We start from the raw sequence: 26874 nt of genomic DNA on the forward strand, positions 1-26874 counted from the left end.
CACTTTATTCCAGCAGTCTGTAAGAGCAGAACAGCGGCCTTGTGCTCCTCCTAGTGGGGAGCCGGGCCGCTGTTCTTTATGACGGGGTTCTATAAGACGTAACTTGTTCGATTACTGCTGCATTGTTGGATTTCTATTATGAATTTTTCATATGTTGAAATTTTGAAAATAAGATCGTTGCTGCCATAAAAAGCTGGCTAATTCTGCTTTTTCGTTAATGTCAAATCGACGAATACCCGGATTCTGCAGCAGAGAAGGATGATCTTGAATCGAATTCCACATGGCCGCTGCAATAATATGGCTCGTCCCGCTAAGTATATTAAGGTCTTCTTCACTACGGATCAATACGATTTTGGGATATCGTTCCTGCTTAAATCCCTCTACTAGCACAAAATCATACTCCGCAAAGGATTCGATCAGTTCATCCAGACTGCTTCCCCGTTCCTGAATGACTGATGTCCGTCCCCCGCTTGTGATGGCAACTGCCGAAGCCCCTGCCTGCCGCTGCTTCCAGGTATCCGTTCCCTCATGATCTATCTCAAATTCATGTCCGTCATGTTTAATTACCGCAACAGAACAGCCTCTCTGCCGCAAGAGCGGGATCAAGCCGCAGATAAGGGTCGTTTTACCACTATTTTTAAATCCGACAATCTGGCATACGGCAGGGCTGCTCCTTATATTCTTCAAGCACTTTTGCGATTGCTGTCTACGCCGCCTCATTTCAGCTGCCTCCCACCTTTTATGATCCAGCCATGCTCTCCAAGCCCCTAATTTCCCCGGGCAGCTTAAGCACTTTTACGGAATCACCTGCAGACAGGCCCCGTTCTTCCGGCGGAACCACAATTAAACAGTCACTGTCCTTGATCGTCACCATGACCGATGATTCGTCTATGCTGACCGGATAGGCGTAAAGGCGGCCCTCATGGATCTCAAGCCTGGAGCGGACAAACCGGGTATAGTTGTTCACTTTAGAATATTCTGCTCCAAGCACTGCTGTCCATTCCGGCAGAAAGGGTTGGACGGCTCCCTGCATTTGTAGGATAACTGGCCGAGCGAATAAATGAAATCCAACAAAACAGGCTCCTGGATTACCTGATAGTGCCAGCAAGAGCGTACCTCCACGCACAGCAGCCGTTGTCACACTTCCGGGACGCATGGTTACCTTATTAAACAACATGTCACCGCTGTTCTCGCGGATCAAATCACCCATGATGTCATAATCCCCGACCGATACCCCTCCGGTGGTAATCACCAGATCGTAGCTCTCAAGTGCCATCTGCACCTTGCTTCGTGCCAGTTCAATATCATCCACTATTGCTCCAAGCATTACCGGATCACCGCCGCTCTCCCGGACCAGTGCCTCCAGCATTGGCGAATTGCTGTTGCGTATTTTACCTGGAACAAGCGGTTCATGCACTTCCAGCAGTTCGGTTCCAGTTGCAAATATTCCTACCTTGGGTCTGCGGATTACCTTTACAAAGGGAATTCCGAAAGCCGCCAGAACCGCGATATCTCCCGCCTTAATCATGCTTCCTGCAGGAAGCACAAGCTCTCCTTCCCCCAGCTCAAAGCCACGCGGAGTGACATTCCGGCCCGCCTTGTGCAGCTTGCGGATGCCTACCTGGAGGAGACCGTCTACTTCCCTGCTCTCCGTAGCTTCAAGCATCACAACCGTATCCGCTCCCTGCGGTACCTGAGCTCCTGTCATTATGCGGGCAGCTGTCCCCCGCCGTATATCGACAGCTGGCACTGCTCCGCATGGAATGTTGTCCACAATGTCCAGCCAGAACAGATCCCCTTCATTCATCACCTCAGTATCAGCTGCAATAAGCGCATAGCCGTCCATACCAGAACGGTTAAAGGCCGGGAACGGATGCGGCGCATAGACAGGTTCAGCCAAATAACGTCCCGGACTTTGATATAAAGGCACTTCTTCTGTATCAAGCACCTTCGCATATTCAATGATCCTTGACTGGGCTTCCTTAACCTGGAGCGCCTTACGATGAAACTTAGAATGTGTTACTTCCTCTCTACTGTTCATATACACCCAACCTCTTCTATCCTGTATTTTTATTGCCCGAACAAAGCCGCCACTATTCTAACCTATTTTAACATGACAACCGGTGATACGATATTTGTTCAACGGTCTTACCCCAAAAAACAGATGCCTCCACAAAAAATGGAGGCATCTTGTCATGATCCATATGATAAAGCTGAAATTAGAAGAAACACTTGTACTGGACATCAGGCACGGATGACCTTTACATCTCCGGGGATCACCTTTTCACCCTCGTATAGCATAAACCGTCCATTCTGCCATTCAACGCGGAGAAGACGTGATTCATCGGACTGGTACTGCCAGACATGCTGTTGACCGCCGTTCATATAAGGAGTTTGACCTGTCACTGACGCATATCCCTCATATTCCTCTTCCAGATAATACGTATAATCGTCCAATTCCAAGGTTGCCGGGACCTCGGCAGGATCATCCAGACGCCCGTCAATCGGCTGATATAATGCGTACTGCAGCTGCTCCCGTTCTTCAATATGCAGGTAGGCAATACGGCTGCCGTCACGCAGGGTCAGAACCACAGCATTGCGGCCGCTGGTTTGCGTACGTCCAGTTACCTCATAGGTCACCAGCGATACCTCGCAAATATCTCCGGCAGACAGGTTCAACATGCTCTTGGGTACTGCCGGTGCCTCAGGTTTGGAGAAGATATTTCCAATACGTTTCCATATACTCAAATGAACCATTCCTTTTAAAGGTTTTGTACAACGCTTGATTTTGAATATCTAAGACCTCAGCCCTTGATAAAGGCCGCTATGATCAAAGCACCGGTCACATGCAGCGAGCCTGCCAATACACCGTAGCCTATTTTGCCCAGCATTGTACCATGATCCAGGTCGAGCTTCGCCCAGCGGAACAGAAGCAGTCTCACTAGTTTTTCCAAGAAGAATAACAGAACAAAGGATACTATAGAGACCACCAGTGCATCTCCCAAACTGTTCGTAGAGGCAATGGAGGACGATAGAATATAACCTTGTGCCAGCAGCTTAAGCACAAACCGCATGGTAACCGCCATATTTCCTGCCCGGATCTCTTCCAAATCGTTATAACGGGTAAAGAGCGAATCCACGTACATCAGCACACTCAACAGTACTGAGCCGCTCACCGTCCATACCACCATGGACACCAGAATGTGGAAATCCATTGTTTAGCCTCCGATGTTCAGTCTGCCTGCCCTCACGGGCAGCATAGAGAAGGCGAAGGAGAAACGTTCTTTCTGTCTCCCCTTCGCCTGTGGACACCAGCCTTATTTGCGGCTTATGCCAATATGTTATTGTTGTTTGTCGTACTGCTTCATCAGCGCAGCCAATTCATCTTCAACCGCCTGATCCTTGCCCAGCTTCTCGAATTCATCATCCAGCGATTTGTTGCCGGAGCTCATTTCGTTGCTGGCTTCTGCCTGGGCTTCCGCCTGCAGCATTTTGTCTTCCATGCGTTTCAGACCGGCTGAAGCGGAATCGGAGCTGAAGCCGCTCATGGCTTTATTAATTTCGGTTTGGGCCTTAGCTGCATTGTAGCGTGCAACCAATGTCTCGCGTTTGTTCTTCATCTGGGTAAGCTGTTTGCGCATTTCCTCCAGCTTGCCGCGCAGATTATCCGCAGAGGCCTTGTTCTGGTCAAAACTCGCCTTGTATTCCACAAGCTTAGCTTCTGCAGCCTTCTTCTCTTCCAGAGCGCGGCGTGCCAGGTCAGCATTGCCAGCTTGAGCAGCAGCATGAGCCTGCTGATTACGTTTGTTCACGAGTGCTTCCTGTTCTTCATAGAGCTGCTTGAATTTTTTCTCAATGGCGATTTGGGCCGCTACAGCTTTTTCTGCATCTTCCAAATCCTCCGTCATGTCACGAATGTATTGGTCCGTCATCTTGACCGGATCTTCCGCTTTGTCGATAATCGCATTCACATTGGACATTGTTAAATCACGCAATCTTTTAAATATAGACATGGTTCATTCCTCCAAAATAAAAGTGAGTTGCTCATTTGTTATCTTTTACGCAGGAAGTGCCATTATCGTTTCAAATTTTGCCCAAATAAATATTGATCGACTTTAAAGTTTACAATTTCCACAACCCTTGCAATGCCTTCCTGGGTCAAATGGTCGTAATGAATGCCCATAACTACGGTAACCGTCCGATGAAGTGCAGCAGCAACACGCATTGCAATCGACTCTGTGATCGTATGCTCCTTATGATGGGGTACTGCTGATGTTGTTACCTTGACGTCACCCGCATCCAAATAAGCGGTACTGGCTGCGCCGATGTGACGGGCGCCCCCGGTAATCAGCAGCAGCAAATCACGGCCGACCTCAGTGGCAGACAATTCAATATCGCCTGGGTCCAGCTCTGGAGAAGACATGAGTTTCTCCCCTTTTCCATTATATTAACCATTGCTCATAAAGATATCTCAGGGAAGAGAAGACTTGATTCTTCATACTGAAATCATCTAGATGATGCCACGGATTTCATCCAGAGACGAAATGCTCTCCTCTATCATAAACTGCTGCAATTCTTCAACAAGCGTACTGCCTGCGCGCAAATTCATGAAGTTATACGTTCCAACCTGAATTACTGTTGCCCCGGCCATAATAAATTCGATAATGTCTGTAGCCGAAGTGATTCCGCCCATGCCGATTACCGGAATGGTTACCCGATTCGCTACCTGGTGCACCATTCTCAGTGCCACCGGCTTGATCGCAGGCCCGGATAATCCGGCATATAAATTATTGAATACGCTACGGCGGCGGCGGACATCAATCTTCATCCCAGAGATCGTATTAATCAGTGAAATGGCATCTGCGCCTTCCTCCTGGCACATTTCAGCCATTCCCGCGATATCCTCAGCGTTCGGGGACAATTTCACAGCAAGCGGCAGCTTGGTTGCGGCTCTCACGGCACGGACTACCTCCTGTGCAGCAGGAGTTTTGACACCAAATGCGATCCCGCCTTCCTTAACGTTAGGGCAGGAAATATTCAGCTCAATCATATCCACCGCTGGTTTGCCGGCTGCGCTGCGCACTTCAGCATCACGCTGAATCAACTCCGCACCCAGCACATAGTCATGCAGTGTGTTGCCTCCCAGGTTCACCAAACGGGCAGTATCCAGCGTTTCCCAATAAGGAAGTTCTTTGGCGAGAAATGCTTCAACACCTGGATTCTCAAGTCCGACACTGTTCAGCATGCCCGAAGCCGTTTCAAATACACGGACACCAGGATTACCGGCCTTGGCATGAAGTGTAAGACCTTTGCCGGAGATGCCCCCCAGCAGCGATACATCATAGAGCTTGCTATATTCACGGCCAAACCCGAAAGTTCCGGAAGCCATGATGATCGGATTCTTAAAGTGGACACCTGCTATATTGGCTGTCAGATTAATCATTGAAGATCACCTCATCCGCGAGGAATACCGGTCCGTCAGCACAAGCCTTGCGCTGACCGTCACGGCAGGAGACACTGCATACGAGACAGGCGCCAATTCCGCAAGCCATACGGTTCTCCAGAGATAAATACACGTTAGGTCTCTTGCCAGCCGTTTCTGCGGCTATGCCTTTCAACTGAGCAGCTTTGAGCATCGGATGAGGTCCGCAGACAAAAATATGATCATAGCTGGTAAAATCTACGCTATCAAGCACTAAACCCCCAACATTGACTGTCAGTTCGGCAGCCAGAGGACGAAATGCTTCTGTACGAAATGCTTCTCGGCTGAAGCCCAGATAAATATCACTGCCAGGAAGCTCTTGGGCACAATAATACAGAGGCGCGATCCCAATTCCACCGCCTACCAGAGCAACCTTTCCCTCAACCGCCGGAAATCCGGTGCCAAAAGGTCCTTCGAGCTCAACAGAATCTCCGGGTTCCAGCCCAGCCAGTATCTTCGTTCCCTCACCCACCACATGATACAAAAAATCCACACCATCTTCGTTTACTTGATGTATGCTAAGCGGTCTGGACAGCAACGGATAGGCTCCCCATGCCCGCAACATGTAGAATTGCCCCATCGTTCCCCCGTGATCCCCCTCAACCCGAAGGTGATACACTCCATCCGCCAGCCGTTCGTTACTAATCACCGTCGCCAAGTTATCAAGCTCCTTCAAATTTAATCTTAATAACCATGCCTTAGAAGGAACTTAAAATCTGTGATAAAGTTCACATTCATAAGTGTCTATTTCCGCTTCCAAACTCCGCGTTCGTATGGCTTAGGCACATTAGCCTTATCAACTCCGCCAAGGGCTTCCTCGGCGTGAAGCGCCCAATACGGGTCACTTAACATCCCCCTGCCTACAGCTACAAGCTCTACTTTTTCCTCAGTCACAATAGACTGCGCCTCTTCATAGGATTCAAGGCGTCCGACTGCAATTACAGGGATCTGTAGCCCGCTGCGGATGTACTCTGCCAGATCAACCTGGTAGGCCGGCCCCGCATTGGGTCCACCATTTGATCCAATCGGTCCTTCACCGCCTGAGGACACATGAAACATATCCACTCCAGCAGCCTTGTAGCGCCGGCAGAATTCAAGAGCGTAGGTTTCATCATAACCGCCTTCTACGTATTCCTTGGCGGAGACCCGCATAATCAGCGGCATTTCAGCGGGAAGCACCTCCCGTACTGCCCGGGTCACCTGTTCCCCGAATAGCATCGGGTCTGCACCGTATTCATCATCTCTGACATTGGTCAGCGGAGAGTGAAACTGGTGAATGAGATAACCGTGTGCACCGTGAAGCTCAACGGTATCAAATCCTGCATCCACAGCCCGCCGTGCACCTTCACGGTAGGCTGCAATCAGTTCAACGATTCCTTCTCTTGTGAGCGCCTGCGGCGTCTTGGAGTTGGCGTCGAAAGGGATAGCTGAAGGTGCAACGGGAGGATCGGCATCCAGCGCCTTTCGGCCAGCATGTCCTAACTGAACAGCTATTTTGGCGCCATGAACATGTACAGCTTCAGTCAGTCTCCGGTACGCTTCAATTTGTTCATCGCTCCAGATTCCTGTATCTTGATTTGAAATCCGTCCATCCGGATGGATACCTGTCATTTCCACAATTATGAACCCGGTACCGCCGATGGCGCGGCTGACGTAATGAACGAAATGCCAATCATTTGGAGTACCATCCTGCTTGACTACAGCGTATTGGCACATTGGGGGCATCACGATCCGATTTTTTAAGGACAAAGCCTTTAACTCATAAGGAGCAAATAAATCCGGCATTTCCATTCCTTCCTTTCCGTTGTTCACGTATTCAATTTCGGGTTATTCTCCAATTTAGTATACACGTATTTTCTGCGCCGATAAATCTTAATCAGAAGCACGATAATCCAGCATAATTCAGTCTGCGGAAGGGAATAACAAGACAAGCATAATCATTTCCCGGAGATTCCAATCCCGATATTGTTTTTCTGTACAGGTTCCATTTATATAGTAAAAGTTTGGTTGCAGTATCATAAAAAGGAGGCGTACCTTGATGAAAAGCCTGCAGATAAGCCGATATCTGCTCATTTTAGCGATTGTCTGCTTCTGTCTGCTCAGCCCCGCTTCCGCCGGAGAGCTTGCAGCAGCCCATCCTGAGTTTCCCGGTTTGTTCCCACAGCTGGATAGTGGTACGAGACCTGTAACAGCACCCATAGAAGATCAGGCGATCCCCGCAGGTTCTTCACGTTCAGCGTCCCAATCACAAAAACGGGCAGAAACCCTTACCCTCAGCCAACTGCTGCGCAAATATCCTGAAACGATCAAGACACAAGGACCGCGGCGCAAACATATCGCACTCACATTCGATGACGTGCCGGACCCCCGATTTACTCCACAAGTGCTTGACGTGCTGCGCAGGTGTCATGTTCACGCCACTTTCTTTGTCGTGGGCAGCCGGGCAGAGAAACACCCCGAACTTGTGGCCCGGATGATTAAGGAAGGCCATGTCGTCGGCAATCATTCCTATAACCATCCGAAGTTTGGTGAAATCAGTGTAAATGCTTATAGGACCCAGATTATACGCACTGAAAATATCATCAATACGATGGCCGGCTATAAGCCGCGGCTGATCCGTCCTCCCTATGGAGACATCAATGAACAGCAGCTGAAATGGGCCAAAGCCCATGGGTACAAGCTAGTGAACTGGAATGTAGACTCCCTGGACTGGAAGGGGTTGTCGAAATCACAGGTACGGAATAATATCATTACCCACGCAGGCAAGGGCTCCATCATCTTGCAGCATGGCGGCGGGGGCCGGGGCAGCAATTTACGGGGAACAATCCAGGCTCTCCCTGAAGTGATCAACATCATGCGTAAACGGGGTTATACCTTTGTCACCATCCCGCAGATGCTCCAGGTCAGCAAAGAAAAGGAAGTAAGAAAATGAATATTAAATAGCACTGAACCTGAGATCCAAAAAAAAGGAAACGAGGACTGCCGGGCTTCGGCATGTTTCGTTTCCTTTTGAGTCTTGAGTCTATTCAATCACATACAGCTGCACATATTGGAAACCGAAATCTGAAACAAAGCTTTGACTGCCAGGGATAAAGATATCGATGCGGTTCCCTTTGATCGCACTTCCCATATCCGTTGCAGTGGCAAGAAATGCCTGCTTAGGCAACCCGGGATGGGAATACCCGGTTACCAGTACCTGAGTCCCAAGCGGGATCACACTAGGATCCACAGCAATGGTACCCAGCTTCAGCGGATTGCCAAAATAGTCAACTGCACCCCATTTGCCATTCTCGCTGGCTGCAGAGGAATAGGCTGTTGCTTTCACCTGAAGCACTTTGCCGTAGCTGTATTCTTTACCCCAGGCTTGAACTGTGTTGCTCTGCGGTTCTACACTTAAGAGTGACACTCCTGTTGATTCCTTAGCTGAGGGTTCAGCCGCCGCAACATTCTGTGTTTTGAGAATGCCAGGGATTGAGAGCCTAAGTCCAGGATAAATATTACTCGCTGGAATATTCGGATTGGCATCCATAATTTTATCCATGCTTATGCCATAATGATTGGATAGAGTATAATAGGTGGTAGTATCTCCTGCGATATGTATACTGTCTGCCTGGACGGGTGCGGCTTGTATCAGAGTGCTGATTCCTATGGCTGCAGCGAGTGCTGCAACGGCTCCAAATTTGATTTTCATGATTTCCTCCTTCATTAGTAGCGCAGTCAGACCCGGGGAAGATCCCTGTTCATGCTGCTTCAAAATAACTCCGGACGTATGTATGTTTCCTTATGCCCTGGTGTTTGTAAAACTAACAGTTATTAATATATCACAACTTTGTAACCTATGCCTAAGAAATTGTTACCATTTTGACAGAAATGGAGTTTTGAAGCGTTATCATTTGATTTAAAATTAACATATCTTTCAAAAATGCAGCTGAAAATTCATTATTTCGTTGCATCTTCTGAACATTTTCGCGCAAATTTTACACAGATTTAACATTTCTCCCTTGAGCAAATAGTAGAATGATAGAAGACAAAGACATTGAAGCACTTGGAGGGTCTATGAACGTGAATGCAGAAGAGAAAAAGAACATCCATACCAGCCCAGCAACAGCATATCTGAACCGTGATCTAAGCTGGATTGAATTTAACAGGCGTGTCCTCCAGGAGGCACAGGATATGGATAACCCGCTTATGGAGAGGGCCAAGTTCCTGGCGATTGTCTCCAGTAACCTGGATGAATTCATCAGTGTCCGTGTAGCGGGGATTCAGGATCAGATCCGGGCAGGCTATACAAAAAAAGATTTTACCGGTTACACCCCCTCCGGCCTTTATAAGCGCCTAATCAAAAGGGTCACTAAAATTATTGCCGACCAATACAGAACATACCGGGATATCTCCAGAAGTCTGCATAAAGAAGGTATCGTGTTTGTAAATTACGAAGACCTTACGCAGGCGCAGGAGCTCTCGATTGAACAATATTACCGGGACATTATTTTCCCTGTACTGACTCCAATGGCCGTAGACCAGAGCCGGCCATTCCCGCTCGTTCACAGCCAGTTTATCTATCTTGCGGTCGTGCTGACACGAAAGGGTAGTCTGGAAGAGGATCCTTATTTTGCAATTCTGCAGATCCCTTCCAATTTGCCCAGATGTATTCCACTTCCCCACCGTTCCAACAGCAAAAAACGTCAGTTTGTGTTTATTGAGGATGTAATCCGCCATCATATCCAGACTTTATTCAGCGGTTATGATCCAGTGGCCGTTAGTGAATTCCGCTTAACGCGCAATTCCGACCTTACTATTGATGAAGAAGGTGCGGAAGACCTGCTGGAAGAGATTGAAAAGGAGCTACGCAAACGGCGGAGAGGTGTTCCCGCCCGTCTGGAAGTACAAAAGGGGATTCATCCTTATGCCCTGGAACAGCTACAGGCTGAATTCGAGCTTGAAGATTTCGTGTTTGAGGTGGAGGGACCGCTGGATCTTGGTTTCCTGCGCGGTTTTGCAAACAGTCTAAAGGGCTTCTCCTATCTCCATGATGCTCCTATCGAACCGCTCTATCCGGCTGAATTCGATGAGAACGAGGATTTCTTCGAGGTGCTCCGGGAACGTGATGTACTGGTATACCATCCATATGAATCCTTTGATGCAATGACGGACTTCATCATTCAGGCTTCAGAGGACGAGCAGGTCATGGCCATCAAAATGACATTGTACCGCGTCAGCGGCAACTCTCCACTGATTACAGCACTGGCCAATGCCGCTGAATCGGGCAAGCAGGTCACTGTAGTCGTGGAGCTAAAGGCACGCTTCGATGAAGAGCGCAATATCGCCTGGGCGCGTAAGCTGGAGCAATCGGGCTGTCATGTAGTATACGGTCTGGTTGGCCTCAAGACTCATGCCAAGGTTACGCTGATTGTCCGCCAGGAAGGGCTTGAACTTCGCCGTTATGTACATGTCGGAACAGGCAACTACAATGACAGCACGGCTAAGGCTTATACTGACCTTAGCTTGTTCACCGCGAATAATGAGATCGGCCTGGATGCCTCCGAGCTGTTCAACCAGATGACAGGGTATTCCGCCAATTATGACTGGAACTCCTTCATCGTTGCACCGACCAATATGAGCCTTTCGCTTCAAAAGCTGATTCTGCGTGAAGCTGAGCATGCCGCCGCCGGGCGTCCATCCCGGATCATCGCCAAAATGAACTCCCTCTCCAATCAGGAGGTCATCGACAATCTGTACAGAGCAGCCCAGGCAGGAGTACCGATTGATCTGATTGTGCGCGGGGTGTGCTGCCTGCGTCCAGGGATTGAAGGACTTAGTGAACGCATCACTGTACGAAGCATTGTGGACCGTTTCCTGGAACATTCCCGGATCTATTATTTCGAGAACGGCGGCAACCCAGAGGTCTACTTGTCCAGTGCCGACTGGATGACACGTAATCTTACCCGGCGTATTGAATTGATGTGTCCCGTGAAAGACAGCCAAATCCGTAAACAGATTGTCAAGATTCTTGATCTGACGCTTAAGGATAATGTAAAGTCCAGTTTCCTGCAGCCGAACGGATACTACGAGCGTGCAGACGACAAAAAGGCCCCTTTCCGGAGCCAGTTCGCCGCTATGGATGTTACCCGCTGGAAGGGAAGCCGAGCTTTACCTTGAGCCCCCAAACATTCCTGAACGTTTTGAGGGCATTCTCAATGTCCTCCAGACCGATCAAGAGCTCACCGGCACCCTGCAGCTCCAGATCAAGCGTATTGCCGTGGAGGCGGGCTTCTAGTCCGCTTACGATACCAATCTCGGTACTATCCAGCGCAATGCATAGCTGTACGAGTGTACCAAGCTTATGAATCCATTCTTCGTCGGAAGCAAGTAAAATGTCCTTGTAGGTCTGGGACAATTTCTGCTTCCGGCTTTTTGTGCTGTAGGAGGCAATCAAAGCTCCCAGAATCAGCTGACGGTGGGTTAGTCCGCGGATCGGAGAGTTCATCAGCCAGTACCGCGTATGCCGCTTGGATTGATAATGGTTAATATTGGAGCCGGTCCGATGCAGCATGATTGACACGTAGATCAGCATCCGTTGCTCATCCCGGTCCCCTTCTGCACCAAATGCATCAAAGAGGCTGAGTGCCAGCTTAAAGATATGATCCAGATGCCGCTTCGATGTACGGATATCAAACCGGATGATCGTATTGAGACTGAATTCCAGCGCACTCTCCCGCACAGGCTGCTCCGGTTCGAGCAGGTCATGCAGCATGCCTTCCCGCAGGCCCTCTCCACTGATTAATGCCTCGCTGGCGCCAATATACTTGTAAACCGTGTGGAAAATAATCAGCCCCGAGACGATAATATCCCCACGGCTCTTGGACAGCCCCTCCAAATCTTTGCGCTTCTCATACGGAATAGTAGGCAGTGTCTCCATAAAGTGATCTATGGTCTCACTGGATAAGGTATAGCCGTGTGAATTCGGAAGGGAATAATCCCGCATCTTCTGGTCCAGCTTCCCCAGAGAGCGCAGAGTTCCACCAAGCCCGTAAAGCGGGAGTCCTGCCCCGCTGTTCAGCCAGTCATGCTCTACTAGTCTCCCTATCACATAGGCCTGAAGTTTACGTACTTGGTCTCCGTTCCAATTGCCACCATGGCTGAACATCAGATTTGTATTGACCGCACCGAACGGAAAAGAAATACTTTGCTGGTAGCGTCGTCCCCGAAATAAGGTGATTTCCGTGCTTCCGCCACCGATATCAATTACAAAGCCATCCTGAACATCAAAGGCATTAATAACGCCCAAAAATCCAAAGTAAGCCTCCTGGTGTCCGCTGATGACTTCAATATGAATCTCTGATGCCTCTGAAAGGTAGGTGATAATCTCCTCGGAATTTGCCGCATTGCGGATAGCCGCAGTGGCGCCGGCGCGGATTTTATCAACCTCAAAGGCGCTGCAAATCTCCTTGAACTGGTGCAGAACAGGAACAATGGTATTCATGTCCTTCCGCTCCAGCCTGCCGTCTTTTGTGATCTTTTCACTCAGACGAGCGGAGTATTTGCACTCCTTGATGATTTTGTAGCCTCCTTCTAGCGTAGTATCATATATTACAAGTCGAATAGAGTTGGAACCAATATCAATAATGCCAATCCGGCAAAGATCATCTCTCATCTGTATGTACTCCTTTTCAAGTTGATTGGACATTTATGTATACTATATCACCCATTCCGCTGCGAACCAAAAACAAACGGCCGCCGGAGAAAGGTTCCGGGGCCGTTTGGAGCTAATCTATAGAACTTTACTTAAGAAATCCTTCGTCCGGTCATGCTTTGGATTGCCGAAAACCTGCGACGGTTCGCCTTCTTCCACAATCACGCCGCCGTCCATGAACAAGATGCGGTCGCCTACTTCACGGGCAAAGCCCATTTCATGGGTAACGATTACCATCGTCATGCCATCTTCAGCCAGTTTCTTCATGACCTCCAGCACTTCACCGACCATTTCAGGATCAAGCGCCGAGGTAGGCTCATCGAACAGCATTACATGCGGCTGCATGGCGAGAGCCCGCGCGATGGCAATCCGCTGCTTTTGTCCACCGGAAAGCTGAGACGGATAAGCATCCCGTTTATCTGCAAGACCAACAGTGCGCAGCAGTTCAGTAGCGATTTTTTCTGCTTCTGATGCGGGCTGCTTTCTCACTTTCAATGGAGCCAGCATAATATTCTGCAGTACAGTTTTGTGTGGAAACAGGTTGAACTGCTGGAAAACCATACCCATTTTTTCCCGCGTCACGTTGATGTCATGCTTCTTGTCTGTAATTGATTCACCTTCAAAAGTGATTTCTCCGCCTGTAGGCTGCTCCAGCAGATTCAGACAACGCAAAAAGGTACTTTTGCCCGATCCGCTGGGGCCGATAACGACGACCACCTCTCCTTTTTGGATCTGCAGGTCAATGCCCTTCAGGATTTCCAGCTTACCGAAGCTTTTTTGCAGGTTCTTAACGGTGATCACCTGTTCTTAGCCTCCTTTCCAATAAACCAAGGATCTTAGACAATGTAAATGTCAGAATAAAGTACATTACAGCAATTACGAGCAAGGGATTCAGCCCTTCGTAGCTTATAGATGTAACGGATCTCGCTTCGAACAACAGATCGGCTACCCCAATCATTGAAACGATGGAAGATTCTTTAATGATGGTGATGAACTCATTACCGATAGCAGGCAGTACATTCTTGATGGCCTGGGGCAAGACTATATAACGCATCGTCATCCCTTGCCGCATACCAAGCGAGCGTGCTGCTTCTACTTGTCCGCGGTCCACACCTTGTATCCCGGCACGGAAAATCTCAGCGAGATACGCGGAGCTGTTAATAGTCAGTGTGATTGCCCCGGATTGAATCGGCGAAAACTCTATGCCAAATTCAGGAAGGCCGTAATGGATTAAAAACAGCTGGACCAGCATTGGTGTTCCACGCAGGAATTCCACCCAGGCTGTCGCAATGAAACGCAGTATCCACCACTTGGACATACGAAGCAAGGAAACTACAATGCCGAGCACAAATCCGAAGAATACCCCCAGCACAGCCAACAACAGCGTGTACTTCAAACCGGAAAGGAAAAAATTGCGGTACTCATAAGCAATATCGAATAAATTCATTTTTGGCATAACCTCCTGTCTGCAAAAAAATAGAAAACAGCGGATCACCGCCATTTTCATATCCACTCTTATTATTAAACCTTCCCCCGCAACATTCTGCAGGGGCAGTTAAAAGTAACCCTCCTAAAAGCAAGCCAGAAACATTACTTCTCGGCAAGCTCGCTGGCAGCAGCAACATACTCGTCAATCTTGCCTTCGGCTTTCAGGCGGGTCAGTGTCGCGTTAATTTGTTTCAGCAGTTCATCGTTGCCTTTTTTCACGCCAATTACATAACCGTCATCTGCAACCTCAGGTTTGGCATCTGTAATCGCCAGTCCTTTGACGTTCTTCACGAAAGCTTTGGCAACAGGTCCTTCCATAATAGAAGCATCTACACGGTTGGATTGCAGCTGCAGCACGATTTCGGAAATTTTCCCCAAGGAAGTCAACTGAGCACCTTCAATGCCTTTGGCGATGTCTTCCTGGATGGATCCGGTCTGCACACCCAGCTTGATACCTTTCAGGGAATCCATGGTTGCAAACTTGTCTTTGTCGGCTTCCCGCACAACAACAGCCTGCTCTGCTTTATAATAAATATCAGACAGTCCTACCGCCTTCTCACGCTCTGGAGTTGGACTTAGTCCGGAAATCACCATATCCACTCTGCCGCTGGACAGCTCATTGAGCAGGGAATCGAAGTTAAGGTCCTTGATGACGAGTTCAGCGCCCATATCCGCCGCAATATCTTTGGCAATGTCGATATCAAAACCCACAATGGTATCTTTGCCATCCACTACTTTATGGAACTCATAGGGAGGAAAATCCGCACTGGTTCCCAAAGTAAGTGTCTTGGCAGCAGCTTTGGTACCTGTATTCGCACTGGTGTCCGTAGCTGCACTATTGTTTTTGTTATTGTTGCCGCAGCCGGTCATCAGACCTGCTACCAGCACCATTCCTAGTGAAAGTTTACCCCATTTGTTCATTCTGTGTATCTCCCCTGTTCTCTTTAAGTTCTTAAGTTCTCTAAGTTGTCCCATTGACCGATTTATTATAAATCACTACGCATGAATATGCAAAGACAAATTTGTGACAAAGCTTGCTAAATGCAGAAGGAAAATCAGGAGCACTGCTCAGTCCCCCAACCATTTTGCACATGCTGTTAAAAGAAGTATATACTATATACTATGTACTATCTCCAATTACTCCCGGAATAACCGTGTTGGTTCATGCAGTCTCTGCCGGTGGTATTAACTTCTGAACTCACAAAACCTAAATTTATGTTTACCAAGCGAGTTTTATGCACAAAACTTTTAGGAGGTGCAATCATGCTAGTTGAGGCTATGTACCATGTTCCCCGCGACAAGTGGGCTTATGCCTACGATGCAAAGACTATACATCTGCGTGTTCGCACCAAACGGGATGATGTGGACTGTGTAGTAGCGCTTACCGGGGACAAATACAATTGGAAAGATACTTCTTACGATATTATGATGGAAAAAGCGGCCTCGGACGACATGTTCGATTATTGGGAAGCCGCGGTCCGGCCTAAATATAAACGCCTTAGCTACACCTTTCGTGTGAGCAAAGGCAACGAAACGGTATATCTGCTCGACAATGGCATCCGTTCGGAATGCCCGCAAGCACCCAACCATTTCTATGAGTTTCCCTACATCCACCAAATCGATCTGTTTCAGGTTCCAAAATGGGCCAAGGATGCGGTGTTCTACCAGATTATGACGGAACGGTTCGCCAACGGCGATCCTTCGAATGATCCGGAGGGAACGGAGGAATGGGGCGGGAAGCCGAAGCTGGACAACTTTTTTGGAGGAGATCTGCAAGGAGTGCTGGACCATCTGGACGATCTGCAGGAGCTCGGGATCAATGCGGTCTACTTCACTCCCCTTTTCGTGTCACCCTCCAACCACAAATACGATATTGTCGATTATAAGAAGGTCGACCCCCATTTCGGGGATAATGAGTTGTTCAAAACCGTTGTCGAAGAATGTCACAACAAAGGCATTCGCGTCATGCTGGACGCCGTGTTCAACCACTGCAGTGACAAGTTCCCGCCGTTTCAGGATGTTCTGGAGAAAGGCGAGTATTCGGTATACAAAGACTGGTTCCATCTGAACTCCTTCCCGGCCGAAATTGTCGACGGTATTCCTACGTATGACACTTTCGGTTTTTTTGGCAACATGCCGAAGTTCAATACAGCCAATCACGAGGTGAGGTCCTACCTGCTGGAAGTTGCTGAATACTGGATCAAGGAAATTAAGGTGGACGGCTGGCGGCTGGACGTTGCCAATGAAGTCGACCATCATTTCTGGCGGGACTTTCGCAAAGTGGTCAAAGCCGCCAATCCGGAAGCCTATATCGTTGGCGAAGTATGGAGTGACTCGTTGACCTGGCTGCTGGGGGACCAGTTCGATTCTGTTATGAATTATCCTTTTTCGGGTACGGTACTGGAGTTCTTCAACGGAGGGATGGACGGTATTACTTTCGGTCACCGGATTGGAGGCCTCCTGATGCGTTATCCGCAACAGACCAATGAAGTGGTCTTCAATTTGCTTGGCAGCCATGATACGCCCCGGCTCTTGACCGTATTAAACGAAGACAAGCGGAGACTGAAGCTGGCCGTTGTTTTTCTTTTTACTTTTATGGGTACGCCCTGCATCTATTATGGCGACGAAATCGGCCTTACCGGTAACGAGGACCCGGACTGCCGCAAATGCATGGAATGGGATGAAGCGAAGCAGGATCGTGAGTTGTATGATTTTTACCGGATGATGATTGCGTTGCGAAAGGAAAACAAGGCGCTGCGGGAAGGCCGCTTCCGCATTCTGCAGGCGTGTGAGAATGACCCGTGCATCGTATACGAGCGCTCGGATGACGTGATTCATTTTACGGTATGGATGAACAATTCTCCGGAACCCCGTATCCTTAGCCATCCCATGGAAACCGACGATTGGCAGGATGCGCTTACCGGAGCGTCTGTCGCCCCGGAAGACGGCATGATGCATATCTCGCTCGACCCTTACGGGTACCGGATTCTCAGCCGGGACTTGGGCTAAATGTTCTGAATGGTCGCAGCACTGCCTTTTGGCATCAGATAAACAAAGGACGTTCTGCAAAGATCAATATGATCTGCAAAACGTCCTTTTTATATACTTAAGCTTCTCTTCTACTCCAAAATACGGTTATAAATGTCAATGTACTGCTGCGCCGATACGTTCCAGCTGTAATCACCGGCAAACGCATTTTTGGTTACTTTTTTCCAGTGTTCCGGCTTCTGATAAAACGACACCGCCCGGCGGATGGTGTACATCATATCATGGGCGTTGTAATCCTTGAAGGTGAACCCGTTCCCCTCTCCGGTTTCCTCATTATAGGCATGTACGGTATCGTTCAACCCGCCTGTCTCGCGGACTACCGGAATACTTCCGTAGCGCAGGGCCAGCAGCTGGCCGATTCCGCAGGGCTCGAATTTGGACGGCATGAGGAACAGGTCGCTTGCCGCATAAATTTTGCGGGACAGTGCATCATTGAACAGGATTTGGGACGACAGCTTGGATGGATAACGCCACTGCGCCTCACGGAACCACCGTTCGTAGACTTCATCACCGGTGCCCAGCAGCACAAACTGGATATCATCATAATAGAGCAGCTCATCCAGCACACGCGTTAGGAGATCCAGACCTTTGGAGTCGACCAGGCGGGTGACCATCGCTAACATCGGGATATAAGGTGCGACCGGAAGTCCCAGCTCCTGCTGTAAGGCGAGTTTATTTTCGGCTTTTTTGGCCAAATTGGAACGGTATCGGGTGTAAATTTGCGGATCGCTGGCCGGATTATAGATCTTAGTATCGATCCCGTTGACGATCCCGCTCAGGCTGTCTGCCCGTGAGTTGAGCAGTCCATCCAGCCCATATCCATAATACGCCGTGCGGATTTCTTCAGAATACGTCGGACTAACTGTCGTGATATGATCGCTGTAGACAATGCCCGCTTTCATGTAATTCACATTCCCGTAATACTCTACACCGAGGAAGTAGCTGTCATCCAGACCCAGTAGTTCACCAAGCACCTCGTAAGGAAATACCCCCTGATACAGAAGATTATGAATGGTAAACACGGTACGGATTTCCTTGTAGAATGGATTGTGGCGGTAATGCCCCTGAAGAAGCATCGGAATCACCGCCGCATGCCAGTCATGACAGTGCAGCACATCCGGCTGAAAATCAATAATCTCCAGGCACTCCAGAACCGCACGGTTGTAGAAGGCAAAACGCTCGCCATCATCCATATAGCCGTAAATGCCGTCCCGTCCAAAATAATATTCGTTATCAACAAAGTATATCGGAATGCCGTCATAGACCAACCGTTCAATGCCGCAATACTGATTGCGCCAGCCGATCGGTACACTCAGAACAGCAACATGTTCCATTTGGGAAACAAATTTCTCTGGAATCCCCCGGTACTTAGGCAAAATCACCCGGACATCCACACCTGCTCCTTTCAGCGCTTTGGGCAACGCTCCAATGACATCGGCCAGCCCTCCCGTTTTGACAAACGGATGGGCTTCAGCTGCAGCGAATAAAACCTTCATATCTCGATATCCCCCTTAATTGTATGGACTGCGGTCCCTTTTTTATTTTACTGCCTTTCGGCCTGATTTCTTCAACACCAGGAAGCTTAGTGGGGGAATGGTTAGTTCAATGCTGTTGACCTGATTGTGCCATTCATATTTGGTGCTCTTCATCGGATCATTGTGCATACCCGACCCACCGAATTCTATATTCTCCGAGCTAAACAGCTCCTCATAGGTCCCCGGGCGAGGAACTCCAATCCGGTACAATTGCCGTTCCACCGGTTGGAAATTGATGATGATCAGCAAGGTATCGACCGGTTTTTTGCCACGCCGGATATAAGAGATAATACTCTGGCCGCTGTCGTCGGCATCAATCCACTGGTACCCTTCCATATCATGATCAAGCTCCCACAATGCTCTTTCGTTCACATAGAGCTTATTCAGCGCAGCCGTGAAGGCCAGCATGCGGCGGTGGCTCTCATACTCCAGCAGCAGCCAGTCGAGTTGGTCCTGGTCCTTCCATTCGATATACTGACCGAATTCCCCTCCCATGAACAGCAGTTTTTTGCCGGGATGGCTGATATGGTAACCCAGCAGCAAGCGAAGGCCTGCAAATTTCTGCTCGTAGCTGCCTGGCATTTTGTCGAGGAGTGACTTCTTGCCGTGCACCACCTCGTCATGGGATAACGGAAGCGTATAATTCTCGGCATAGGCATAACAGATGGGAAAGGTCAACAAATGATGATGATACGGTCTCTCCCCGAAATCATGTTCTATGTAACCCAGTGTGTCATTCATCCAGCCCATGTTCCACTTGTAGTTAAATCCCAGTCCTCCCTCATGCACCGGAGCTGTAACGCCCGGCCAGGCACTTGACTCCTCCGCCATCATCAAAGCCTTCGGATAATAGTGGTAGATCGTCTTATTGAGTTGCTGAATAAACCGGATGGCATCCAAATTTTCCAAACCGCCATTTACATTTCTGCGATATTCATGATTCTTTTTTTCGAAATCCAGTCTGAGCATACTGGTGACTGCATCTACACGCATTCCGTCAATATGATACATCTCGAACCAGAACAGCGCATTCGATATCAAAAAGGATGAAATTTCCGGTTTGCTGAAATCAAAGGAAAGTGTCCCCCACCCCGGTTTCTCGGCCAGCATTGGATCAGCATATTCATACAGCGGCGACCCGTCGAACAATCGAAGTCCATGGGCATCTTTGGCAAAATGAGCCGGAACCCAGTCGAGGAGCACGCCGATGCCTGCCTGATGCAGCTTGTCGATCAGAAACATCAGATCCTGCGGTTCCCCAAAGCGGCTTGTCGCAGCAAAATACCCGGTGCCCTGATATCCCCAGGACAAATCATATGGATGTTCAGCGAGAGGCATGAATTCGACATGGGTGTAGCTCATTTCCAGCAGATAGGGAATCAGAAGCTCACTCATCTCACGATAAGTGAATAGTTCACCATCTTCTTTTTGGCGCCAGGTTCCAAAATGCATTTCGTAAATATTCAGCGGTGCCTGATAAGGTGCCTTGCTCCGCCGCCGCCAGGCAGCGTCCCCCCAGGTGTAGCCATCCAGTTCAGCAACAATAGAAGCAGTGGCCGGACGCACCTCCGCTTGGAAGGCATAAGGGTCTGCTTTGAGGAAGCTTGACCCGTCTGCAGCCACAATCCTGTATTTGTAAAAAGTTCCCGCTTTCATCTCCGGAAAAAAACGACTCCAAATTCCTGAATCGGGTATCTTATATAACGAGTCCACGTCTTCAGTTCCATCCCAGCCGTTATGATTACCAGCCAATCCTACATATGTCGCATGAGGAGCCCACACGGTAAAGCGTACGCCAGGTATTCCTTCTTCAGCGGCAATGTGCGCGCCCAGCATCGTATAGCTGCGATAATTCGTGCCCTCATGGAACAAATAAATATCATCGTTTGACGGGAGGTTAACAGTTGCTGATATATCGGCCAAATCATCACCACCTTCTAATATAGGATGCACCTTTAACATTACCCGAATGTGCCTGATTTGAAAATGATTTCGGGCAGAAAATCGGGGGTTCAAGAATTAAGAAAATTATTCATGTAATTTTTGCAGAGATAAGGCAATATATTTCACCTATGCGTTTCAAGTGCTTGCTGAGCGTGTATATTACAAGCATTGACAAAAAAATGGGAGGGATAACAAATGAGTAAAAAAGAATGTATCGCCATGCTTCTGGCAGGCGGGGAAGGCCGCAGATTGGCTCCCTTGACCTCCACCATGGCTAAGCCCGCAGTCCCTTTCGGAGGACAATATAGAATCATTGACTTTCCCCTCAGTAACTGTGTTAATTCCAATATTGATACTGTAGGGGTACTGACACAATATGAAGCTAATTCCTTGCACAACCATATTGGAGCGGGTGAGCCATGGGGGCTCCATACCCAGTCGAACAAAGGTGTGAAGCTGCTTCCTTCCGGCGTTGAAGGCAGAGACAGCTACACAGGAACAGCCGATGCTATTTATAAAAACATTGAATTTATTGACAGCCACAGCCCTGAGCATGTCTTAATTCTGTCGGCGGATCACATTTACCATATGAATTACAAGAAAATGCTCAATTATCATGTGGGCAAATCGGCAAAAGCCACCATTTCAGTCATGGAGGTGCCTTGGGATGAGGCCAGCCGGTTCGGTGTGATGAATGTGAATGAGGAGCTTAAGATTTCCGAATTCGCAGAGAAACCCAAGGTACCAAAGAGCAACCTTGCTTCGATGGGAATATACTTATTCGATTGGAAATACCTCAAAGAGCATTTGCTGCGGGATGCAGCTAACCCTGCCTCCAGCCATGATTTCGGCAAGGATGTGATTCCAGCCATGCTGGATGGCCATGATGAATTGTTCGCATACCGTTTCAAAGGCTATTGGAGAGATGTTGGTACCGTCGACAGCTTGTGGGAAGCTCATATGGACCTGTTGCACGAAGACAAAGGCTTCAAGCTCGATAACTCCCGTTGGCCCATGTACAGCAGAGCCCGCAGGATAAAACCAGCTCCACATAAACCACGCCTTCAGATGCCTACCACTGACAGCCTGGTGAACGAAACCTGCCTGCTGGAGGGCAGTCTGAATCGTTCGGTTGTTTTTGGAGGAGTTGAAATCGGCAAGCTGAGCCTGGTTAAACAGAGCGTCATTATGCCTGGGGTAAAAATTGGCCGTGGGGTATTGATTGAGAACGCCATTATAGGCGAAGGTGCAGTCATTAAAGATGGTGCCGTGATCAAAGGCAGTGCAGAGAACATTGTAGTCGTTGGGCCACATGAGATCGTAGCTGCCAAACCGGTGATTAAGACCCAGCCTTCCCGTCTTTTGCAGGAAGTATACGAAAAAACAGGCCGACTGCGTGCAGAAGGACTTCCTTCTTAACAACCATATATGTTCAAAAAAGGATGAGGAAGCTGTCAACGACAGCTTCCTCATCCTTTTTATCATCTCAATATTCATGTTATAGCAGTTTGTCTTCCTGCGAAGCAGTGACAGTCTGCTCTTCCGTCATAGGCAGGATCACTGTTACCTGCGTCCCCTTGCCAAGCTCACTGTCCATTTCAAGCTTGCCGCCATGAAGCTCCACGATTTGCTGAGAAATCGCGAGGCCTAGACCCGTGCCGCCATTCAGCGCATCCACCTGGAAGAACCGGTCGCGTACTCTGCCAAGATGTACCTCACTGATACCTATCCCGCTGTCACGAACAACGACCGCCAGTTCACTGCCGCTCAGACAGTGTGCGGACAAAACAATGCTTGAATCTTCGGGGGAAAATTTCACAGCGTTATCTACCAGGTTAAGGAATACCTGCTTCAACCGGTTAGCGTCAGCCTTGATATAGAACGTCTCGTCGCATTCCAAAAGCAGATGAATCCGTTTCTTTTCTGCTTTGGCCCAAATGTTCAGAATCGTCTCCTGAAGCAGCACTTTGATATCTACACGGCCCATTGACAACTTCATCTCGTTCTGCTGTAGCTTGGAGAAATCGAGAATCTCTTCCACAAGCCCAATCAGCCGGTCGCTTTCTTTGGAGATAATGCCCATGCCCAGCTTGGTTTCCTCGGGATCATACCCGCCTGAAATAAGCGTTTCGCTCCAGCCCTTAATGCTAGTAAGCGGGGTCCGCAGCTCATGCGAGATGGAGGAAATGAAATCATCCTTAATCTGATTACTGCGGATAATTTCATCTGCCATGTAATTCAGGGTAGAGGCCAAATCCCCAATTTCGTGTTTGTAATCGCCTTTGATCCGCGTTGTGAACTTGCCTTTGGCCATCTGGGCTGAGACCGCCGTAATATTCTTCAGCGGCTTCACAATGGAATTTGCCAGACCGAAACTGAACAATACCACAATCGACATCACCGCCACACCAATTCCGATCGATACCAGTGTCAGGTTCAACAGGTCACTGTCGATTCTCTCCATGGAGGTAATGTAACGGATCACATAAGTTTCTCGCCCGTTGATATGCACCATCTTGGACACCGCCATTACACTCTCATTCGTTCCGGGCTGGCGTCCCACCCAGCGGCCGAAGCTTCCCCCCACCGCCTCTGGTACATCACTTGTTGTAATCGTGCGGTCGGGCTGAAATCCAGTGGAGCTGATGAGCATATTGCCATCCAGTGTCAGCACCTGCAGCTCGGTATAGTCCATTTGAAAGAAATCCAGCAGCTTTTGCAGCTGATTGGGCGAGTGATCCCCGGAAATCTCATATTTCTGGAAATCCTCCGCCATTCCGATATGCAAGGTGATTTTACTGTATACACTGTCATAGTAATACGTCCGGATCGCCAGCAGGAATATAACCTCAACGAGGAGAAGCGCCACAAAGACGACAAAAATATAGTGCAATACAATCTGTCTGCGCATCCCCTTCTTGATCATTGTGCTTGGCCTTTCCACTTATAGCCATGACCCCACACGGTCTGAAGATATTCCGGCTCCGAGGGATTATTCTCGATCTTCTGACGCAGCCGGCGGATGTTCACATCCACAATCTTGGGATCCCCCATATATTCCTTGCCCCAGACATGATCAAGCAGTGAATCCCGGCTAAGCGGGGTATTCTCCATCTCCAGAAAATACTGCACCAGTGAAAATTCGGTCGGTGTCAGCTCAATGGCCTCTCCGCTGCGCTTGAACTGCTTGGAAATCAGATCAAGCGTAAAGGGTCCGGAATGAAAAGATACCTTGGCGGACTGCTCACGGTGAACATTGACCCGGCGCAGCAGTGACTGGATGCGTGCGATCAGCTCAGTAGGACTGAACGGTTTGCTGACATGGTCATCTGCTCCTACCGACAGGGCATATACTTTATCCTGTTCCTGAACTTTGGCCGTCAGAAAAATGATCCCCAGACGCTCATTGGTCTCCCTGATCCGTCTGCATACCTCAAAACCGTCGATGCCTGGCACCATGACATCCAGAAGTGCAATGTCAATATCCGGCACCGTTGTCAGCTTGTGAAGGGCTTCATTACCGTCTGCTGCCTCCAGTACTTCAAAACCGTTCCGTTTCAGATTAATCACGATAAAACTCCGGATGGATTCTTCATCCTCCAGGATTAATACCTTACTCATCGATTCCCTTCCTTTCAATAGGCGAGGTGATTTTATTGCTTTCTCCTCCGCTTTTGCTCTCATCCAATTCTCCACGGTAGCCGATTATTTTGTCCATATCGCTTCCTAACAGCTCCCAGCCTTCATTTTTCTCCCGCTCCCATTCAACAGGAGTAAAAAAAGAAACCTCAGCGACCGTTTTTCCGGTGTCCAGCATAATAAATCTTAGATATTTATCCTGAACGGACTTGGTGTCAACCGTCACCTTCTCGAACCACTTCGGTAAAATGTTAATCGTGAATCGGTCAGACGGGTCCTGGTACAGCTGATCGGAGAACGTAAGACCGTTCTTCCCATCCCATTTGTAATAGGAATTAAAATAAGGGATCGTCTGCGGATCGAAATATTCCCAGCCCTTTGGCGGCTCGAGCAGGCCGATCTCCAAAATACCGTCACCGTCGATGTCTTCACTGACAATCTTTCGTTCTTTAAACGTCCGCGCGTCTCCCGGAACAACCACCCGCAGCTTGTTGTTATCCATCACAACCATGGTTGTGTATGCCGAATGGGAATCCACCGCAGCATCCAGGATAATACCTTCTTTGTTCTCTGCTACTTTTCCTGAGACAATATTGTAATAATTACTGAAATACGGGTCCAGATCATCCAGTTCATCCAGAACCTTGAACCCGTCACTGTACTGATAGGTTGTAATTGTGGCAAATTCATTACGCTTGAAATTCACAACTGTGATGTCTTCAATGCCATCCTCGTTCAGGTCATCCAGCAAATATTTGGTGTAAGGCTGGGTCAGCACTTCCTCCAGGACTCCCCCCGTATAGCGGTACACTACCATGCCTTTTTCTTCACCGCGTGAGTATCCTGCAATGATATCCAGTTTGCCGTCGCCGGTCACATCCTGGATATCAACAGAATCGAGCTCCATCCCGTTGCCGTCAAATACAAGCTTCTTCACCCAGCCTTCATCCTGCTTCTCCAAAATCATCCCGTGAATCTGTACCGTTTCGTTCTTGGTAAGATAGAACACCAGCGTCTCCATGACGCCGTCCTTATCCAGATCCTCCGTGAAAATAGAACTGTCATCGTCATTCGCCGGACGAATCAGTGTGGAGCCGGCGGGCTTCAGTGAATTGATCGCTGTCATCAGTGATGCCTTGTCAGCCGACAGCTGGGGTGCCTTCATCCGCGAAACAGGGTCACTGATAAAGGTGCAGCCTGACAGCACAGACAGTGACAGTGATAACGCCGCCAGACGCTTTATAACATGTCTACTCAACTTCATCACTCTTTCCCGGTTACGTGGTTCGATCTGTTATAAATGGGCACGCTCCTGAGAGGTTAGGCGGCGGCCTCTGACATCATGTTTGATTCTTCCGTCTTCCAGCACCCAAATGCGTGTAGCATATCGCTCTGCCAGCTCAATCGGAATCACGGTAATCACGGTAAGCCCTGTCTCCTTGCACAGCTTGCGCAGCGTCTCCAGCACATTCTCCGCTGTTTTGGGATCCAGGCCGGTAACCGGCTCATCTGCCAGAATAACCTTGGCACCATGCACCAATGCACGGGCAATCGCCACACGCTGACGTTCCCCGCCGCTGAGCTGGCTGGTCTTCATCTTCGCCTTGTCAAGCAGGCCGAGTAAATCCAGCTCGTCCATTGCACCCATGTAATCATCTGAACGCACCATGCCGGTAGCCATCCGCCAGAGAGGCGTCTGGGAGGACTGTCCAATCAGCACATTTTTGAGCGCTGTACGGTTCGGATTCAGTTCCGCATTCTGCTCCAGATATGCCCATTCCCGGTGGATCTTGCGTTTGCCGGCAAAGACACTTTTCATGATATCCGTTCCATCTACCCTGAAGTTGCCCCTGTCCCATTTCTCCTTGAGCGCCAGGCATCGCAACAGTGTCGATTTGCCGCTTCCGCTGGCTCCCAGCAGAACCACAAGTTCACCTTCTTCTAATTGAAAGCCAATATCCTGCAGGACCGGATTCTTCTCTTCTCCTACTGCTTTGGCCAGATGTTCAACTGTAATCATAGTTCAGCCTCTCCCTGTCTTCATC

Annotated in this window: 24 protein-coding genes; 4 read left to right on the top strand and 20 right to left on the bottom strand. The window is 49.0% G+C overall.

Annotation, left to right across the window (positions count from 1 at the left end; all coding sequences use genetic code 11):
• Positions 1-147: 147 nt before the first annotated feature.
• From mobB to A3848_RS08455, 9 genes are all read right to left on the bottom strand, one after another.
• Positions 148-720: a molybdopterin-guanine dinucleotide biosynthesis protein B gene (mobB, locus tag A3848_RS08415; protein ID WP_074084500.1), complete on the bottom strand. Its 573-nt coding sequence runs from the start codon at positions 718-720 to the stop codon at positions 148-150.
• Positions 721-739: 19 nt separating this feature from the next.
• The gene (locus A3848_RS08420; RefSeq protein ID WP_074084501.1) at positions 740-2041 is read right to left on the bottom strand and encodes a molybdopterin molybdotransferase MoeA; all 1302 of its coding nucleotides are present in this window, start codon (positions 2039-2041) and stop codon (positions 740-742) included.
• A gap of 203 nt (positions 2042-2244) precedes the next feature.
• Positions 2245-2748 (bottom strand): DUF4178 domain-containing protein, encoded by a 504-nt coding sequence (locus A3848_RS08425; RefSeq protein ID WP_074084502.1) that lies wholly within the window; start codon positions 2746-2748, stop codon positions 2245-2247.
• Positions 2749-2804: 56 nt separating this feature from the next.
• Positions 2805-3215 carry a DUF350 domain-containing protein gene (locus A3848_RS08430; protein ID WP_074084503.1) on the bottom strand — a complete coding sequence of 137 codons (411 nt, stop codon included), beginning with the start codon at positions 3213-3215 and terminating at the stop codon, positions 2805-2807.
• Positions 3216-3341: 126 nt separating this feature from the next.
• Complete coding sequence (locus tag A3848_RS08435) at positions 3342-4013, bottom strand: PspA/IM30 family protein (RefSeq protein ID WP_074084504.1); 672 nt, start codon at positions 4011-4013, stop codon at positions 3342-3344.
• Between the two features lie 62 nt (positions 4014-4075).
• Positions 4076-4423: a prenylated flavin chaperone LpdD gene (gene lpdD, locus A3848_RS08440; protein WP_074084505.1), complete on the bottom strand. Its 348-nt coding sequence runs from the start codon at positions 4421-4423 to the stop codon at positions 4076-4078.
• An 87-nt stretch (positions 4424-4510) separates the two neighbouring features.
• Complete coding sequence (locus A3848_RS08445; protein WP_074084506.1) at positions 4511-5443, bottom strand: dihydroorotate dehydrogenase; 933 nt, start codon at positions 5441-5443, stop codon at positions 4511-4513.
• A complete protein-coding gene (locus A3848_RS08450) occupies positions 5436-6140 on the bottom strand; it encodes a dihydroorotate dehydrogenase electron transfer subunit (RefSeq protein ID WP_074084507.1) in 705 nt (234 codons plus the stop codon). The genes A3848_RS08445 and A3848_RS08450 overlap by 8 nt, the downstream gene beginning before the upstream one ends.
• Positions 6141-6226: 86 nt before the next feature.
• Entirely contained in the window at positions 6227-7267 is a 1041-nt protein-coding gene (locus tag A3848_RS08455; protein WP_074084508.1) for an NADH:flavin oxidoreductase/NADH oxidase, read from the bottom strand.
• A gap of 253 nt (positions 7268-7520) precedes the next feature.
• Between A3848_RS08455 and A3848_RS08460 the strand changes: the two genes are divergently transcribed.
• Positions 7521-8414, top strand: a complete 894-nt coding sequence (locus tag A3848_RS08460) for a polysaccharide deacetylase family protein (protein WP_074084509.1) — start codon at positions 7521-7523, stop codon at positions 8412-8414.
• 90 nt (positions 8415-8504) lie between these two features.
• Here the strand turns inward: A3848_RS08460 and A3848_RS08465 are convergent, their stop codons facing one another.
• Positions 8505-9173: a 3D domain-containing protein gene (locus A3848_RS08465; RefSeq protein ID WP_074084510.1), complete on the bottom strand. Its 669-nt coding sequence runs from the start codon at positions 9171-9173 to the stop codon at positions 8505-8507.
• 365 nt (positions 9174-9538) lie between these two features.
• Here A3848_RS08465 and ppk1 point away from each other — a divergent pair, with 365 nt between their 5' ends.
• Complete coding sequence (ppk1, locus tag A3848_RS08470; RefSeq protein ID WP_074084511.1) at positions 9539-11641, top strand: polyphosphate kinase 1; 2103 nt, start codon at positions 9539-9541, stop codon at positions 11639-11641.
• Here the strand turns inward: ppk1 and A3848_RS08475 are convergent.
• The 4 genes from A3848_RS08475 to A3848_RS08490 all read right to left on the bottom strand — a co-directional run bounded on the left by A3848_RS08475 (position 11607) and on the right by A3848_RS08490 (position 15584).
• Positions 11607-13136: a Ppx/GppA phosphatase family protein gene (locus tag A3848_RS08475; RefSeq protein WP_074084512.1), complete on the bottom strand. Its 1530-nt coding sequence runs from the start codon at positions 13134-13136 to the stop codon at positions 11607-11609. The genes ppk1 and A3848_RS08475 overlap by 35 nt on opposite strands.
• A 117-nt stretch (positions 13137-13253) precedes the next feature.
• A complete protein-coding gene (locus A3848_RS08480) occupies positions 13254-13976 on the bottom strand; it encodes an amino acid ABC transporter ATP-binding protein (protein WP_074084513.1) in 723 nt (240 codons plus the stop codon).
• Positions 13963-14622 carry an amino acid ABC transporter permease gene (locus A3848_RS08485; RefSeq protein WP_074084514.1) on the bottom strand — a complete coding sequence of 220 codons (660 nt, stop codon included), beginning with the start codon at positions 14620-14622 and terminating at the stop codon, positions 13963-13965. The genes A3848_RS08480 and A3848_RS08485 overlap by 14 nt, the downstream gene beginning before the upstream one ends.
• Positions 14623-14765: 143 nt before the next feature.
• On the bottom strand, positions 14766-15584 hold the full coding sequence (locus A3848_RS08490; RefSeq protein ID WP_074084515.1) for a transporter substrate-binding domain-containing protein: 819 nt from the start codon (positions 15582-15584) through the stop codon (positions 14766-14768).
• 342 nt (positions 15585-15926) lie between these two features.
• Between A3848_RS08490 and A3848_RS08495 the strand changes: the two genes are divergently transcribed.
• A complete protein-coding gene (locus A3848_RS08495; protein WP_074084516.1) occupies positions 15927-17672 on the top strand; it encodes an alpha-glycosidase in 1746 nt (581 codons plus the stop codon).
• Between the two features lie 110 nt (positions 17673-17782).
• On the opposite strand, the gene glgA is transcribed toward A3848_RS08495, so the two are convergent.
• Together glgA and glgB are read right to left on the bottom strand one after the other, a co-directional pair.
• Entirely contained in the window at positions 17783-19207 is a 1425-nt protein-coding gene (gene glgA / locus A3848_RS08500; protein WP_074084517.1) for a glycogen synthase GlgA, read from the bottom strand.
• Between the two features lie 42 nt (positions 19208-19249).
• The gene (gene glgB, locus A3848_RS08505; protein WP_074084518.1) at positions 19250-21169 is read right to left on the bottom strand and encodes a 1,4-alpha-glucan branching protein GlgB; all 1920 of its coding nucleotides are present in this window, start codon (positions 21167-21169) and stop codon (positions 19250-19252) included.
• Between the two features lie 216 nt (positions 21170-21385).
• On the opposite strand from glgB, the gene A3848_RS08510 reads away from it, so the two are divergent.
• Positions 21386-22609 carry a glucose-1-phosphate adenylyltransferase gene (locus A3848_RS08510; RefSeq protein WP_074084519.1) on the top strand — a complete coding sequence of 408 codons (1224 nt, stop codon included), beginning with the start codon at positions 21386-21388 and terminating at the stop codon, positions 22607-22609.
• 79 nt (positions 22610-22688) lie between these two features.
• Here A3848_RS08510 and A3848_RS08515 read toward each other — a convergent pair whose 3' ends face one another.
• Genes A3848_RS08515 through A3848_RS08530 form a run of 4 tightly spaced genes read right to left on the bottom strand, consistent with a single transcriptional unit; the run spans position 22689 to position 26849 of the window.
• The gene (locus tag A3848_RS08515; protein ID WP_074084520.1) at positions 22689-24116 is read right to left on the bottom strand and encodes a sensor histidine kinase; all 1428 of its coding nucleotides are present in this window, start codon (positions 24114-24116) and stop codon (positions 22689-22691) included.
• The gene (locus A3848_RS08520) at positions 24113-24811 is read right to left on the bottom strand and encodes a response regulator transcription factor (RefSeq protein ID WP_074084521.1); all 699 of its coding nucleotides are present in this window, start codon (positions 24809-24811) and stop codon (positions 24113-24115) included. The genes A3848_RS08515 and A3848_RS08520 overlap by 4 nt, the downstream gene beginning before the upstream one ends.
• Complete coding sequence (locus A3848_RS08525) at positions 24804-26087, bottom strand: hypothetical protein (protein ID WP_178381938.1); 1284 nt, start codon at positions 26085-26087, stop codon at positions 24804-24806. Before A3848_RS08525 ends, A3848_RS08520 begins: the two co-directional genes overlap by 8 nt.
• Positions 26088-26123: 36 nt before the next feature.
• Positions 26124-26849 carry a phosphonate ABC transporter ATP-binding protein gene (locus A3848_RS08530; protein WP_074084523.1) on the bottom strand — a complete coding sequence of 242 codons (726 nt, stop codon included), beginning with the start codon at positions 26847-26849 and terminating at the stop codon, positions 26124-26126.
• Positions 26850-26874 lie beyond the last annotated feature (25 nt).

Source organism: Paenibacillus sp. P32E, assembly GCF_001909085.1.
In the GTDB taxonomy this organism is placed as follows: Bacteria; Bacillota; Bacilli; order Paenibacillales; family Paenibacillaceae; genus Paenibacillus_AQ; species Paenibacillus_AQ helianthi.

What these genes read in the sequence shown, in the direction of transcription:
- lpdD (WP_074084505.1), bottom strand. Translation starts at nt 4,423, where the DNA reads ATGTCTTCTCCAGAGCTGGACCCAGGCGATATTGAATTGTCTGCCACT.
- A3848_RS08455 (WP_074084508.1), bottom strand. Translation starts at nt 7,267, where the DNA reads ATGCCGGATTTATTTGCTCCTTATGAGTTAAAGGCTTTGTCCTTAAAA.
- ppk1 (WP_074084511.1), top strand. Translation starts at nt 9,539, where the DNA reads ATGAACGTGAATGCAGAAGAGAAAAAGAACATCCATACCAGCCCAGCA.
- A3848_RS08420 (WP_074084501.1), bottom strand. Translation starts at nt 2,041, where the DNA reads ATGAACAGTAGAGAGGAAGTAACACATTCTAAGTTTCATCGTAAGGCG.
- A3848_RS08530 (WP_074084523.1), bottom strand. Translation starts at nt 26,849, where the DNA reads ATGATTACAGTTGAACATCTGGCCAAAGCAGTAGGAGAAGAGAAGAAT.
- A3848_RS08495 (WP_074084516.1), top strand. Translation starts at nt 15,927, where the DNA reads ATGCTAGTTGAGGCTATGTACCATGTTCCCCGCGACAAGTGGGCTTAT.
- A3848_RS08520 (WP_074084521.1), bottom strand. Translation starts at nt 24,811, where the DNA reads ATGAGTAAGGTATTAATCCTGGAGGATGAAGAATCCATCCGGAGTTTT.
- A3848_RS08435 (WP_074084504.1), bottom strand. Translation starts at nt 4,013, where the DNA reads ATGTCTATATTTAAAAGATTGCGTGATTTAACAATGTCCAATGTGAAT.
- A3848_RS08490 (WP_074084515.1), bottom strand. Translation starts at nt 15,584, where the DNA reads ATGAACAAATGGGGTAAACTTTCACTAGGAATGGTGCTGGTAGCAGGT.
- mobB (WP_074084500.1), bottom strand. Translation starts at nt 720, where the DNA reads ATGAGGCGGCGTAGACAGCAATCGCAAAAGTGCTTGAAGAATATAAGG.
- A3848_RS08485 (WP_074084514.1), bottom strand. Translation starts at nt 14,622, where the DNA reads ATGAATTTATTCGATATTGCTTATGAGTACCGCAATTTTTTCCTTTCC.
- A3848_RS08510 (WP_074084519.1), top strand. Translation starts at nt 21,386, where the DNA reads ATGAGTAAAAAAGAATGTATCGCCATGCTTCTGGCAGGCGGGGAAGGC.
- A3848_RS08430 (WP_074084503.1), bottom strand. Translation starts at nt 3,215, where the DNA reads ATGGATTTCCACATTCTGGTGTCCATGGTGGTATGGACGGTGAGCGGC.
- A3848_RS08515 (WP_074084520.1), bottom strand. Translation starts at nt 24,116, where the DNA reads ATGATCAAGAAGGGGATGCGCAGACAGATTGTATTGCACTATATTTTT.
- A3848_RS08445 (WP_074084506.1), bottom strand. Translation starts at nt 5,443, where the DNA reads ATGATTAATCTGACAGCCAATATAGCAGGTGTCCACTTTAAGAATCCG.
- glgA (WP_074084517.1), bottom strand. Translation starts at nt 19,207, where the DNA reads ATGAAGGTTTTATTCGCTGCAGCTGAAGCCCATCCGTTTGTCAAAACG.
- A3848_RS08465 (WP_074084510.1), bottom strand. Translation starts at nt 9,173, where the DNA reads ATGAAAATCAAATTTGGAGCCGTTGCAGCACTCGCTGCAGCCATAGGA.
- A3848_RS08460 (WP_074084509.1), top strand. Translation starts at nt 7,521, where the DNA reads ATGAAAAGCCTGCAGATAAGCCGATATCTGCTCATTTTAGCGATTGTC.
- A3848_RS08475 (WP_074084512.1), bottom strand. Translation starts at nt 13,136, where the DNA reads ATGAGAGATGATCTTTGCCGGATTGGCATTATTGATATTGGTTCCAAC.